8 protein-coding genes are annotated in these 13,664 nt (G+C 40.6%); 6 read left to right on the forward strand and 2 right to left on the reverse strand.

The genetic code is table 11. From position 1 onward, the window contains the following. Positions 1–49: 49 nt before the first annotated feature. Together EGN73_RS01440 and EGN73_RS01445 are read left to right on the forward strand one after the other, a co-directional pair. Positions 50–1,294: an ABC transporter permease gene (locus EGN73_RS01440; RefSeq protein ID WP_219286385.1), complete on the forward strand. Its 1,245-nt coding sequence runs from the start codon at positions 50–52 to the stop codon at positions 1,292–1,294. Further along, positions 1,294–2,985 carry a GMC oxidoreductase gene (locus EGN73_RS01445; RefSeq protein WP_219286387.1) on the forward strand — a complete coding sequence of 564 codons (1,692 nt, stop codon included), beginning with the start codon at positions 1,294–1,296 and terminating at the stop codon, positions 2,983–2,985. The genes EGN73_RS01440 and EGN73_RS01445 overlap by 1 nt, the downstream gene beginning before the upstream one ends. 12 nt (positions 2,986–2,997) lie before the next feature. On the opposite strand, the gene EGN73_RS01450 is transcribed toward EGN73_RS01445, so the two are convergent. Then, complete coding sequence (locus tag EGN73_RS01450; protein ID WP_219286390.1) at positions 2,998–3,351, reverse strand: DUF805 domain-containing protein; 354 nt, start codon at positions 3,349–3,351, stop codon at positions 2,998–3,000. A gap of 88 nt (positions 3,352–3,439) precedes the next feature. Then, on the reverse strand, positions 3,440–4,759 hold the full coding sequence (gene mtaB, locus EGN73_RS01455; RefSeq protein WP_219286394.1) for a tRNA (N(6)-L-threonylcarbamoyladenosine(37)-C(2))-methylthiotransferase MtaB: 1,320 nt from the start codon (positions 4,757–4,759) through the stop codon (positions 3,440–3,442). Between the two features lie 233 nt (positions 4,760–4,992). Between mtaB and EGN73_RS01460 the strand changes: the two genes are divergently transcribed. The 4 genes from EGN73_RS01460 (at position 4,993) to EGN73_RS01475 (ending at position 13,607) form a co-directional block, all read left to right on the forward strand. Further along, positions 4,993–7,155: a glutamine synthetase III family protein gene (locus tag EGN73_RS01460; RefSeq protein ID WP_219286396.1), complete on the forward strand. Its 2,163-nt coding sequence runs from the start codon at positions 4,993–4,995 to the stop codon at positions 7,153–7,155. A gap of 515 nt (positions 7,156–7,670) precedes the next feature. Next, positions 7,671–10,796: a SusC/RagA family TonB-linked outer membrane protein gene (locus tag EGN73_RS01465; protein ID WP_219286398.1), complete on the forward strand. Its 3,126-nt coding sequence runs from the start codon at positions 7,671–7,673 to the stop codon at positions 10,794–10,796. A gap of 35 nt (positions 10,797–10,831) precedes the next feature. Next, complete coding sequence (locus EGN73_RS01470) at positions 10,832–12,403, forward strand: SusD/RagB family nutrient-binding outer membrane lipoprotein (protein WP_219286400.1); 1,572 nt, start codon at positions 10,832–10,834, stop codon at positions 12,401–12,403. Then, complete coding sequence (locus EGN73_RS01475; protein WP_246611414.1) at positions 12,390–13,607, forward strand: glycoside hydrolase family 18 protein; 1,218 nt, start codon at positions 12,390–12,392, stop codon at positions 13,605–13,607. The genes EGN73_RS01470 and EGN73_RS01475 overlap by 14 nt, the downstream gene beginning before the upstream one ends. Positions 13,608–13,664: the final 57 nt, after the last annotated feature.

A 13,664-nucleotide genomic window follows, 5' to 3' on the forward strand; every position in this document is an offset into this window, starting at 1 on the left:
GACTTCATTGCTTGGGAAAACAGTAGTGATGCACGTAAATGGACAATCTATGAACCTGGCCGAAAATATCAGAGAGTCGCTAAAATCAGTTAAAGTCAATTTGCTGAGAACAATTCTTACCGGGACGATCATTGCTATTGGGATTACTTCTTTGGTAGGTATGCTGACTGCAATCGATGGCATCAAAGCACAGATTGAAGAAAGTTTTGCTGGATTGGGAGCCAGTAATTTTGATATCAGATCAAAAGGCTTCTCTGGTGGGAGGGGTATGCGTGATGGTGTCGTTGAAAAGACTTTTCCCCCTCTTAGGTACAAGGAGGTTTTGGAGTTTCAGCGTGAATTCAGTAGTACAGGGCCATCCACTGTATACACTACGGTGAGTTCTGCTGTAGAAGTGAAGCGGGGTTCCAAGAAAACCAACCCAAATGTGAGAGTGACTGGAGGGGACGAACAATACCTTAATCTAAAAGGATTGAAAGTAGAGACAGGTAGAAATTTCAGTAATACAGAAATAAGGTACGGTAATAATGTATGTGTTGTAGGCCAGGATATTATTGACACACTATTTGACAAAAATGATGATCCTATTAATGATTACATTACTTTTTTTGGAAGAAGGTACACGATAATCGGGATATTAGAGAAGCAAGGAGCTGTAGGTGGTGGTCCGGGAGCAGACCGAGCTATTTTTATACCAGTTGAAAATGCAAGTCGATTGGATACCAGGGGTAATTTCAGGTATTCGCTTACGGCCAAAGGTACTGATCCATTGCAGTTGGATTATGAAATGGGTCAGGCCACTGGAGTAATGAGGAAAATCAGGCAGGATAGAATTGGTCAGGAAGATTCCTTCGAAATCACAAAAAGTCAATCTGTAGGGGAAAGCCTGGAGGAGATTGCAGGATACTTAAGAATTGGAGGATTCGGGATTGGATTTATAACTTTGCTTGGAGCAGCCATTGGATTGATGAATATCATGATGGTGTCAGTGACAGAAAGGACCCGTGAGATAGGAGTGAGGAAGGCACTTGGGGCGACCCCATTGAGGATACGTCAGCAGTTTTTAATAGAAGCGATTGTGATTTGTATACTAGGTGGGATATTGGGTGTAATATTGGGAATTGGAATAGGCAACATAGTGGCCAATGCCATAGGTCCAGGGGGATTTCTGATTCCTTGGTTTTGGATTGTGGTTGCATTTATAATATGTGTTGTAGTTGGTCTGGCTTCCGGTTATTTTCCGGCCTACAAAGCAAGTAAATTAGATCCCATTGAGTCTTTAAGGTACGAGTAATGGCTGAAAATTCATTTGATGCTATAGTAATCGGGTCAGGAATAAGCGGCGGGTGGGCTGCAAAGGAGCTCTGTGAGAAAGGGCTCAAAACTTTGGTGCTGGAGCGCGGAAGGGATGTACAGCATTTAAAAGATTATCCTACCATGAATTCGCATCCTTGGGAAATGCCCCACAGGAATACCGTCCCGCTTTTGGACAGACAAAAAAATCCTGTTGTGAATAGATGCTATGCCTATAAAGAGGATACAGAGCATTTTTTTGTAAAAGATACCGATCACCCCTATATTCAAGAGAAGCCATTTGATTGGGTAAGGGGCTATCAGGTTGGGGGGAAATCCCTCATATGGGCCAGGCAGACACAAAGATGGAGTAAGTATGACTTTGAAGGCCCTGCCAGAGATGGTTTTGCGGTTGATTGGCCTATCAGATATGAAGATATTGCGCCTTGGTATAGTTATGTTGAGAGGTTTGTGGGCATCAGCGGGAACAGGGATGGAGTGGAGACATTGCCAGACGGTGAGTTTTTGACACCTTGGGAGATGAATTGTGTGGAAAAGGAGGTCAAGGACAAAATTATAGCCCATTATAAGGACAGATACGTGATGATTGGCAGGTGTGCGCACTTGACAAAGCCCCAAGAGCACCATTTGGCGCAGGGTAGGGGACAGTGTATGGCCAGAAATCAATGTTATCGAGGATGTCCTTTTGGGGCATACTTTAGCTCTAATTCCTCAACGCTTCCTGCTGCGGCAGCTACGGGAAATCTCACTCTTAGACCTCATTCTGTAGTTCATTCTGTCATATATGATGATAAAAAGGAAAAGGTCACCGGAGTAAGAATAGTAGACGCTTTGGATGGGACCACGAAGGAGTATTTTGCCAAAGTTATTTTTTTAAATGCTTCAGCACTTAATTCTAACCTGATATTGCTGAATTCAACTTCTGACCGTTTTCCAAATGGATTGGGAAATGACAGCGGAGTTTTGGGTAAGTACATTGCATTTCACAATTACCGAGGTAATATAGGAGGGAGCTTTGATGGATATCAGGATAAGCATTATTTTGGTCGTAGACCTACGGCTGTGATGATGCCGAATTTTAGGAATGTAAAAAAACAGGAAACTGATTTTTTAAGGGGCTACATGTCTTTTTATACTGCGGGGAGACAGGGTTGGGGTTCCCGGACTAGTGTTCCTTTTGGGGAGGAATTTAAGGAGAAAAATTCTGTCCCAGGTGATTGGTCGGTCTTTATGATGATGCAAGGTGAAACAATACCTGTTGAAAGTAATTTTGTTGAATTAGACCAATCAAGTAAAGACCCTTGGGGTATTCCTCTTTTAAAAATAAATGTAGATTATACTGAAAATGATGAAAAGCTTCTTGCTGATTTTCTTGAGCAAGGATCTGAGATGTTGGAGGTTGCCGGTTGCAAAAACATTAGAGCATGGGATACCCATCAGGCACCCGGTCTTGATATTCACGAAATGGGAGGAGCAAGGATGGGGAGAGATCCAAAAACATCCATTTTAAATGGATTCAATCAATTACATGATTGTCCAAATGTTTTTGTCACAGATGGTGCATGTATGACCTCTACAGGGACGCAAAACCCTTCTGTCACCTACATGGCATTGACAGCACGAGCTGTGAACCATGCGGTGAAAGAATTGAATAAAGGAAATATCAAATAAAATAGAGCAAGATCAGACCACGTCTGTCTTTTTGGGCTCCTTACCGTATTCATTTGTTTTTTCCTGTCCTTTTTTGACACCCAACCAAATAAATCCAATGAAATTGATAGGAGGTGGAATAAGTAGGTACAAGGAATACTTCCAATCCAAGCCTATATCATGTAATCTTTTGATGGCTTGAATCATCAGAAGTATAATGGTAGTGATCAAAACGACTCCAAATGCCACAAAGGAGAAAATATCATCCATTGTGTAAGCATCATACATTTTGATCAATGCCAATAAATTTGTCCAATAAAAAACAATAAAAAAGATCCAATATTTTCTGCGGCTTATTCTGCCGTCTGGATTAAAGAAACTGCTCATGGTTGTTAGGTTTTTGTGTATAAACTTAACTATAAGCAGGAGGAAATGTTTGTTTTTGTTACATAATTATTTTTTGGAAGTCTGAAAATCAATGACTTTCGTAGCTCATTTCGGGTTCTATAGCCTCTACGTTTCCATGATCATTGACAGCGTTTAAAGTAACAGTCTTTAATTCATTGATCAATATAGGGTCATATTTGGCCGCTACACGGATGTAGTTTTCGGTAAAGCCGTGCATTTGTCCCTCCTGTATATCTTCTTCAAAGAGTACAGTGAAAGTTTTTCCAAGGTTTTCTTCGTAAAACTTCCTTCTTTTTTTCTCAGATAAAATCCTGAGCATCTTCGACCGTTCATTTCTGATCTTCATAGGTACAACGTCCTCCATTTCTACGGCACGGGTATTGGCTCTTTCGGAATAAGTAAAGACATGTAGATATGAAATATCAAGTTCGTTGAGGAAGTTGTAAGTCTCCAAAAACAGTTCATCAGTTTCTCCAGGGAATCCTACGATCACATCTACTCCGATGCAGCAGTGAGGCATCAGGGTTTTAATTTTGGCTACCCTATCTTCATAAAGCTCTCTCAAGTATCTCCTGCCCATTTTTCTCAAAATGGTATTGCTTCCTGATTGGAGTGGAATATGGAAGTGGGGAACGAATCTTTTAGAGATGGATACAAATTCTATGATTTCGTTGGTGAGCAGATTGGGTTCTATAGATGATATGCGGAATCTTTCTATGCCATCGATTTCATCCAGGGCACGGACCAAGTCCTCAAACTTCTCTTTTCTTCTGCCATCCTGAATTCCAAAGTCTCCGATGTTCACTCCGGTCAATACGACTTCCTTTACTTCGGTATGGGCAATTTCTCTGGCCGCATCCAATATGTTGGAAATGCTGTCACTCCTGCTTTTTCCCCTTGCTAAAGGAATGGTACAGAAAGCACAGCCGTAATTACATCCATCCTGAACTTTTAAAAAGGTTCTGGTTCTGTCATGTATGGAGTAGGCATTATTAAAAGTGTTGGCTTCCTGAATTTCGGAGGCAAGTACTTTGGTTTCCTGTTCTTTTGCAAAACCATCTAATAGTTCAATGAGACGGAATTTTTCTGCTGCTCCCAACACAGCATCTACCCCTTTAATTTCGGAAATCTCTCTAGGCTTGAGCTGTGCATAGCATCCGATTATAGTAACGTATGAGTCTGGAGATATTTTTTTTGCCTCTTTGACGATTTTTTTACACTTCTTATCAGCATTTTCGGTCACCGAACAGGTGTTGATGATATAAATGTCAGGATTATCCTGAAAATCCACTTTTTGGTATCCTTTTGCCTCAAACATCCTACTGATGGTAGATGTTTCAGAATAATTTAACTTACAGCCAAGCGTATAAAATGCTACTTTCTTCACTTTATTCTCCTTTATTTCAATCTACAAAGGTAATCAATAAGCTCAAGTTTTCAATTTTCTATTTTTTCAGACCAAATCACAGTTTTTGGAACTGATATCAATAAAATTGCCCCTGTTTTTTTAAAAAGAATGTAAAAAACATGAGTTTTGGTATTAAAAATGACCCTAGATCTTTAAATTTAATATTATTTCATATTTTTGTAGGGATAAAAACAAACCACTTATTGTAGAAAATGGCAACTTTAAGACAAAGAGCGCTTCTAATAGCGCAGGGGAGACCAAAAACCAATGTTGTTCCTCCATCAAGTAAAATTTCAGACTTCTTTGGAAGCAATGTTTTTGGAACTAAGCAAATGAAGGAAGCTTTGGCGCCTTCTGTGTTTAAAAAAGTAATTGAGGCAACTGAAAGAGGGGGTAAAATCGATCCTTCTACAGCTGAAGAGATTGCTTCCGCAGTAAAAACCTGGGCATTATCCAAAGGGGTTACACATTATACCCATTGGTTCCAGCCTTTGACAGGGTCTACAGCAGAAAAGCACGACTCTTTTTTTGATGCACATGCGGGGATAGAGAAGTTTAAAGGTTCCGCATTGGTGCAGCAAGAACCTGATGCATCCTCATTCCCAAATGGCGGGATAAGATCTACATTTGAGGCTAGAGGTTACACAGCTTGGGACCCATCTTCTCCGATTTTCATTTTTGACAAAACTCTCTGTGTCCCCACGATTTTTGTGGCCTACACGGGAGAAGCCCTAGATTACAAAACTCCTCTTTTGAAATCTATGGAGGCGATCAATTCTGCAGCCGTAGAAATCTGTCAATTGTTTGATAGAAATGTGAAAAAAGTGACTCCTTCTTTGGGAGTGGAGCAGGAATATTTTGTGATAGATAAGGCATTGTTTGCGACCAGACCGGATTTGGTAATGTCAGGCAGAACTGTCTTTGGGCACAATCCAGCAAGGGGTCAGCAATTGGAAGATCATTATTTCGGTTCAATACCTACCCGGGTCAAGGACTTCATGATGGATTTCGAAATTGAGGCTTTGAAATTGGGCATACCTGTGTCTACCAGACATAATGAGGTAGCTCCAGGACAGTTTGAAGTTGCTCCTGTATTTGAAGAAATCAATAAAGCGATTGACCACAATCAGCTCTTGATGGACCTGATGGATAAAGTAGCAGAAAAACACAGTTTAAAGGTCCTTTTCCACGAAAAGCCATTTGCAGGAGTAAATGGTAGTGGTAAGCACAACAACTGGTCACTGATTACAGATACTGGTGTCAACCTTTTCCAGCCAAGCAATTCTGCCAGAGAGAATCTGCAATTCCTGACCTTTGTAGTCGCTACTGTCAAGGCTGTTTATGACAATGCAGATCTTTTGAGATCATCTATTGCCTCTGCAAGTAATGATTTCAGACTTGGTGCCAACGAAGCTCCTCCTGCTATCATGTCAGTTTTCCTAGGATCTACTTTGACAGGTGTATTGGACGAGTTGGAGAAGAACGGTAATGTCAAGATTGAAAAGGGAGACAACATGTATATGAAACTGGGTATTTCCAAGATACCTGAGATTATCCTTGACAACACTGACAGAAACAGAACATCACCATTTGCATTTACCGGAAATAAGTTTGAGTTCCGTGCAGTAGGATCCAGTGCCAATTCCGCCGGACCAATGACAGTATTGAACGTGATCGTTGCGGAAGTACTGAAAGCAATGGCCAAAGACATAGAAAAGGAGATCAGCAACGGAAAAGAGAAAAAAATTGCTGTAGTGAATGTATTGAGAAAGTACATTAAAGATTCCAAAAAAATCAGATTCGAAGGGGATGGTTACTCTGAGGAATGGGCTAATGAGGCAGAAAAAAGAGGACTATCTAACCTGAAAAGTACTCCTTATGCTTTGGATACTTATTTAGAAAAGAAAACTATTGAGTTGTTTAGCAGGCACAATGTATTGTCTCCGGTAGAGTTGCACGCAAGACACGAGATCATGCTGGAAAACTATCTGAAGAAAGTACAGATTGAATCGAGAGTTATGGGAGATTTGGCTTTGAACCATGTCATTCCAACTGCAATCCAATACCAGAATAAGCTGATCGAAAATGCCAATGGCCTAAAAGGGCTAGGCCTTGACAATACGGCTGCCATTGAAACCATCAAAGAAGTGAGCAAGCATTTGGAATCACTCAAACAAAATGTAATGGCGATGATTGATGCTAGAAGAACTCTAAATAAAGAGGAAGATATAGTGAAAAGAGCCAAAGGATATTGTGATGAAGTAAAAGAAGGCTACTTTGACAAAATCAGGTATGCAGTAGATAAGCTGGAGCTATTGGTGGACGATGAATTTTGGCCACTGGTCAAGTATAGAGAAATGCTCTTTATTAAATAGAAATTTATTCATTACTTAACAGGAACCCACAGTCAAAAGCTGTGGGTTTTTTTGTGGATTTTTGGCAATTAAACAAATTATCAGCTGTTTTTTAAAGAAGAAAATATCATTTAAATGATGTGATTAAAGATAAAATAATAAATAAATTTCACATACTTTATAAAAAAAATCATTTAAATATTGGTCTTAATAGAAAAAAATTTTAAGTTATTTTTTTGTTAAAATCTACCAAATATTTTCACTAAATCGATTTACTATATTAAAATATTTAAAAGATTGAATGTTACTTAATTAAAAAAATTAGAATATTTGTTTTTCAGCTCTAAAAATTTTGATACATTTACTTTGCATCTAATTATTGGATAGGCGGTAAAATCGGATGTTTGAATTGTTTTTGGTGAGTTTAAAGATTTTAAATTCTGTGATTTAGGATTTGGAAAGTAAATTTCAAATGTTCTTAAAAAAGCTAAACCTCAATTAAAAATTATAGATCAAGTAACCCTAAATTAAATTTTATGAACAAAGTTGTACTCATGATGTGCGCGTTGTTTCTTGGGCTTTTCTTTCATCAGGAAAGTTATGCTCAGACACGTGTGCTCTCCGGTACGGTAGTAGATCCTACCGGGGAACCTATTCCAGGGGTAAACATTCTGGATAAACAGTCAAATACCGGTACCACCACTGATCTAGATGGTAGGTATACGATTACGGTAACCAACAATTCCGTGCTCACCTTTTCATTTATTGGATTCTTGGCACAGGAATTTGCCGTAGGAAATAGAAGTGAACTGGATGTGACCTTGCAGGAAGATATGTCTGATTTGGCAGAAGTGGTAGTAACTTCTTTTGGTATGGAAAAGGACAAGAAGGCATTGGGCTATTCAGTAACTCAGGTCAGTGGAGATAAATTCACGGAATCCAGAGCTGTAAACCTTGGAAACGCCCTTACTGGTAAAATTGCCGGTGTGAATGTCTCACCCCCTGCCTCAGGAGCTGCAGGATCAACTAGAGTGGTGATCAGGGGAGGTTCATCTTTGACTGGCAATGATCAGCCGCTTTATGTAGTCAATGGTATGCCTATTGAAACAGGCAACTTAGGAAGTGCGGGAATGTGGGGCGGAAATGATGGTGGTGATGGACTTGCTTCTATTAACCCGGATGATATCGAAAGTATTTCGGTACTTAAAGGCAACGCAGCAGCTGCGTTGTATGGTGCAAGAGCTGCAAATGGGGTGGTTTTGATTACTACCAAATCGGGAAAGGCAAGAAAGGGGATAGGAATTTCTCTCAACAGTAATGTAACCTTTGACAGGGCTTGGGATTTGACAGATTTTCAAAGAGAGTTTGGTCCCGGAAGAGATGGTCTAGCACCCGCCACTGCTAATGAAGCTAGAGAGATCGGTGTAAGCCATTGGGGTTCCAGGTACGGAGGAAATGCTCCTTTGTTTAATGGAGAAAACAGACCTTATCAACATACTGGAGAAGGACTGAATGACTTCTATAGGACAGGAGTCACTATCAACAACTCAGTAGCACTAAGTGGGGGTAATGAATCAAGCACATACAGATTTGCTTATTCAGACCTTGTCAATGAAGACATTATGCCAAACGCAGGCTTCAAGAGAAAGGTATTAAATGTCAATATCAATAGTAAGCTGGGCCAAAAATTGACTTTGGACTTTAGTGGTCAGTATTCCAATCAGCTGGCTACCAATAGGCCAAGACTATCTGATTCTCCTGGAAATGCCAATTTTGCAGTTTTAACAAGACCTGGCAATTTGCCATTTGATGTGATGAGAGGTCCTGGGGATAAGTTGGGAGCCAGAGAAGATCTTTTCGAATTAGGATATACAGACAATGTCTTCCTTACCAATCCATATTGGGCGGCGCACCAGTTTTTCAGACAGGATTTGACCAACAGGGTATTGGGTAAAGTTTCCTTAAGGTATGACATCAACGATTGGTTGTATGTGATGGGCCGTGCCGGCACGGATTTTCAGGCCAGAACGGATGATTCCTCCGAAGCATATGGTACTGCTTACAAGCCTCTTGGTGATTATACGGTTACCAAAAGGTCTATTAGAGAAGATAACTTGGATTTATTCGTAGGTGCTCAAAAGGATTTTGGAGATGTATCCGTTGATGCTATGTTAGGTGCCAACAGAATGAGAAGGTCTTCCGAATCACTTTCTGGAGGAGGAAATGAACTGGTAGTTCCTTTCTTCCATAGTGTAAGAAACGTAAGAGCGCCGCAGGTTGGGTATGGTTTTTCAGAATGGGGAATCAATTCCTTCTTTGGCTCGGCCAACATCGGTTATAAAAACTTTCTCTTCTTGAACCTTACAGCTAGACAGGATCAGTTTTCTACCCTTGCTCCTGACAACAGCAAATTGTTTTATCCATCTGTCGGAACCAGCTTTGTTTTGAGTGATGTGATTGAAATGCCAAGTGCCATCACTTTTACGAAATTCAGGGCCTCTTGGGGTCAAACAGGTGGAGGAGCCCCAAATCCTTATGCATTGAACCTCACATATGGCCTGGTAGGACAGGGTCACTTGGGAGGTAGTCTTGGAGAAATCAATGTAGGTTCTATTCCTAACCAGCTTTTGCAGCCCTATTTGTCAACTGAGTATGAGTTTGGAGTTGACTTTAGATTCCTCAATAACAGAATTGGATTAGATGTTACATATTATGAGAGAAATACTACCAATGATATATTGGCAACAGGGATTTCGGCGACCTCAGGATTTGGTTCCACTATTATCAATATTGGAGAGCTAAGAAACAGAGGAGTTGAACTTTTATTAAACGTCACTCCGGTGCAGACAAGAGACTTCAAGTGGGATTTCTCTCTGAATTATGCCAACAACCAAAGTATGGTTTTGAGTCTAGGAAATGATGCAGCAGGTGACCCAATAGAATTTATCAATTTGGACGAATCAAGAAGACAAAGAGAAAGAATCCGTCATATTGTAGGTCAGCCTTTGGGCATGATTGCAGGTTTTAGACACTTGACCATAGATGGACAAAAGGTGTATGATGATGATGGATTGCCGGTATGGACAGATGGTTTGGAAACTTTGGCCGAAGGTAGACATCCTGTTTCTGCAGGTTTGGCCAATAACTTCTCCTACAAAGGCTTCAGGTTGATGGTATTGTTTGATATGAGATATGGAGGAAGTATTATGTCCGGAACAAATGCCGTATCCTATGGCAATGGTCTTCACAAGGAAACCCTTCCTGGCAGAGAGTCTGGATTGACCATAAATGGTGTGGATAGAAATGGGGAAGCCCGTACATGGAACATACCTGCTGTGGCCGGCGATCCAAACAGCTACTGGGTAGATCAGTATTATTCACGTTATGCCATGATTACCGAAAATGTGGTGTATGATGCATCCTTTATTCAGTTGAGAGAACTTTCTTTCGGGTACGCTTTGCCAAACAGTCTGTTGGCGAAAACTCCTTTTGAAGGCGCGTCTATTTCAATTGTAGGGCGAAACTTGGCTTTGTTATGGTCTAATGTACCGAACATTCACCCTGAATCGGGGTATACGGTTTCCGGTAATGCTCAGGGGCTCGAGTATTTCGCAATGCCTTTGACAAGGAATTTAGGTTTTAATATCAACCTTAATTTCTAATCAGGATGTTTACTCAAAAATTTAAACTAAGAAAAATGAAAGCTATAAATAAAATAACAGGTTTATTTCTGGCCTCAGTCCTGACTTTCTCGTCCTGTGACGAACAAGCGCTATTGGATCTCAATGTGGATCCTAATTCAGCCACCGAAATGGATATGCAATATCTTTTTTCACTGGCTACCCTAAGGATCGGCGGGGAATATGAAAACACCCGTGCCAATATGCTATATGCAGCTCCCGCAATACAGCATACGGCTTCTCTTGCGGGCTATTTCAGTGGAGATAAGTATTTCTATAATGCCCAATACAGTGGTGCTTACATGGAGACTCATTACACCAATGTGATCAGGTCTTTGGCACATGTCATCAAAAATACTCAGGACGATCCAAATGAAGCCAATGTATATGCAGCAGCTTCGGTACTTAGGGTGTTTGATTTGCAGAGAATGACTGATCTATATGGGGATATTCCTTATTCTCAGGCAGGTAGAGGACTGGAAGGTGAAGAATTTTGGTTCCCGATTTATGACAGCCAAAGGGATATCTACTATGATATGGTGGAGGAGTTGAAGTCTGCCAGAGACAGTTTTACATCATCTGCAAGGAGTCTTGGAAACCAGGATTATATCTACCGAGGGGATCTTGCCAAATGGAGAAAATTTGCTAATTCCCTTTTGATGAGAGTGGCTATGAGGATGAGCAATGTAGATGAGGCTAAAGCAAGAGAAGTCTTTTTGGAAGCGTATAACAGCGGTGCTTTTGAGTCCAATGCTGACAATGCTTATATCTTGTATGAAGAAGGTCCTATAGGAATCAATAGAAATGGACTGAACGATGGGTATTGGGGTACTTACAGGTATTCCAGAGATTGCAAAATTTCTAAAACCTTTATTGATTGGATGAAGTCCAACGATGACCCGAGATTGATGATTGTTTCCGGAGGGATAGGTAACCCTGAGTCTGATCCTAGTACTTGGAATACAGATCCAGAAGCCCAAAGAGGTATGCCAAATGGCTACAATTCCACTACTATACTCAATGTCCTTTCAGGTGATGATATACCTTTATTCCAAAGCCAGGGAAATAGAATGTTTTCTATGGTCAACCTCAAGTATCTCGATTGGGAAGATCCATATTTGTTGATCACTTATGCCGAAACGGAATTGATGAAAGCTGAGGCCGCTGTGAGAGGTTGGATCGGATCTGATGCCAATACACATTTTGCAAGTGGAGTGGCTGCTGCTATCAATGCCTGGGTCAATTTTGACGCATCTTTTGCAAGATCCGCCCAAGAAGTAGAGGCCTATATTCAAGGAAGGGGATTTGCTGCAGCATCTACTGAAGACAAACTCAGGCTTATAGGCGAAGAATATTGGGCAGCCACATGGCTGAATGATATTGAATCATGGTCCAACTGGAGAAGAACAGGCTATCCTGAATTGACTCCTACACAAGACCCTAACAGATTTGAAGCCAATGAAATCCCAAGGAGACTAAGGTATTGGGAAGCTGAAATCGGATCCAATCCGGAAAATTATGAAGCTGCACGTGCAAGAATCGGTGGTGACTTTCTTATGACCAGAGTTTGGTGGGATGGTGGAAACTAATCTCTTGAAAAATGAAACAGAAAAAGGTGCTTTAGGGCACCTTTTTCATGTAAATGTACGGGTTAAGGTCCATTTTTGGATACTGGCAATTGGGTTTGTGGCTTTTTTCTCTTGTGGAGAAACTAAGCAAATGACAGAAAGTGAAACTGTATTTTCTGAAAAGAAGAAAATTATCGGTTATGTAGCCGGCTGGAAAGGAGTAGATACCGCCAGAATTCATGCGGAAAAACTGACACATATCAACTATGCTTTTGCCAATGTGATAGAAGGATTGGTCACAGAAGGGGAGGGAAGATTGGAGCAAGATCGGGAAAACATGAAGAAGTTACATTCTTTGAAATCAAAAAATCCTGACTTAAAAATTCTGATATCCATCGGAGGATGGACTTGGTCCAAAGGATTTTCTGATGCAGTTTTGACAGAAGAAAGTAGAAAAAAATTCACAAATTCTGCCATAAATTACCTGATCAGACATGACCTGGATGGATTGGACTTTGACTGGGAATATCCCGGAATGGAAGGAGATGGCAATATTTTCAGAGTAGAAGACCGGGAAAACTTCGTGCTCATGCTGAAATCTGTAAGAGAGGCATTGGATAGTCTTCAGGAAGTGACTGGAAAATATTACCTGAATACCATAGCTTCTGCAGGGTTTAAAAAATACCTGGAAGTAAATGACTTGGGGGCGGCCCAAAATTACCTGGACTTTATCAATATCATGACCTATGATTTTGTTGGGCCCGGTACGGATACCACTGCCCATCATACCAATCTTTTTAATCCAAAGGAGGGGGGCAGGTCAGCGGCACAAGCGGTCTATGATCATGTTGAGGCAGGTGTGCCCATAGAAAAGCTGGTAATGGGATTGGCATTCTATGGCAAAAGCTGGAAGAATGTTGAAGATGAAAACAATGGATTGTACCAGCCCGGGGAATGGAACAGGACTTTTCCGTTTCTCCAGCTCAAAGAGTTAGAGTCTCAAAAGGAATTTGAAAGGTTTTGGGATGATGAATCACAAGCTCCTTTCCTCTGGAATAGGTTGGATAGGGTTTTTATAAGCTATGAAGATCCTGAATCCATAGCAGCAAAAGTGAAGTTCATAAAGGAAAATAAGCTTGGAGGTGCTATGTTTTGGGAGTATAATGAGGACTCTGAAGACAGGGACTTATTAAATGCAATTTTCGAAAATATGTATAATCCCTGATCTTTTTGACTTTGATTTTGATCAATTAAAGCCCCATATTGCTAAAGATTAGCAAAA

It is taken from the genome of Arthrospiribacter ruber, assembly GCF_019343195.1.
Classification (GTDB): Bacteria; Bacteroidota; Bacteroidia; order Cytophagales; family Cyclobacteriaceae; genus Arthrospiribacter; species Arthrospiribacter ruber.

Excerpts from the sequence above, each read along its gene's own strand:
- EGN73_RS01440 (WP_219286385.1), top strand. The coding sequence starts at position 50 with ATGAACCTGGCCGAAAATATCAGAGAGTCGCTAAAATCAGTTAAAGTC.
- EGN73_RS01465 (WP_219286398.1), top strand. The coding sequence starts at position 7,671 with ATGAACAAAGTTGTACTCATGATGTGCGCGTTGTTTCTTGGGCTTTTC.
- EGN73_RS01475 (WP_246611414.1), top strand. The coding sequence starts at position 12,390 with ATGGTGGAAACTAATCTCTTGAAAAATGAAACAGAAAAAGGTGCTTTA.
- EGN73_RS01460 (WP_219286396.1), top strand. The coding sequence starts at position 4,993 with ATGGCAACTTTAAGACAAAGAGCGCTTCTAATAGCGCAGGGGAGACCA.
- EGN73_RS01470 (WP_219286400.1), top strand. The coding sequence starts at position 10,832 with ATGAAAGCTATAAATAAAATAACAGGTTTATTTCTGGCCTCAGTCCTG.
- EGN73_RS01445 (WP_219286387.1), top strand. The coding sequence starts at position 1,294 with ATGGCTGAAAATTCATTTGATGCTATAGTAATCGGGTCAGGAATAAGC.
- EGN73_RS01450 (WP_219286390.1), bottom strand. The coding sequence starts at position 3,351 with ATGAGCAGTTTCTTTAATCCAGACGGCAGAATAAGCCGCAGAAAATAT.